Origin of the sequence: Methylobacterium frigidaeris (assembly GCF_022179185.1) — a bacterium.
In the GTDB taxonomy this organism is placed as follows: domain Bacteria; phylum Pseudomonadota; class Alphaproteobacteria; order Rhizobiales; family Beijerinckiaceae; genus Methylobacterium; species Methylobacterium frigidaeris.
In genome coordinates this window covers 1-236 of record NZ_BPQJ01000358.1, presented here as the reverse complement: position 1 = coordinate 236, position 236 = coordinate 1, and the positions used below count along the sequence as shown (strand labels likewise).

1 pseudogene is annotated in these 236 nt (G+C 63.6%); it reads left to right on the top strand.

From position 1 onward, the window contains the following. Nucleotides 1-36: 36 nt before the first annotated feature. Nucleotides 37-236, top strand: a pseudogene (locus MFF64_RS37350) (hypothetical protein); the annotation flags it as partial.

Below are 236 nucleotides of genomic sequence, written 5' to 3'. Positions count from 1 at the left end.
TTCTAGTAATCCCACTGCTTCTCACTCCGCTGTCTCATGGATCCCTTCTTCCGGGCCGGCCTGATCGACCATGACCAACACCGGAAACTGGCCCAGCCGCTGCTCAAGAGCGGATACGGCCATTACCTGCTGGGTCTGTTGGAGGATTCCCCGTGCCTCGTAGGGCCCCCACGGGACAGCGGGGAGGCCGGATCACGTCGCGAGGAACTGCTGGGGGCCGGTGCGGGAGCTTTTCC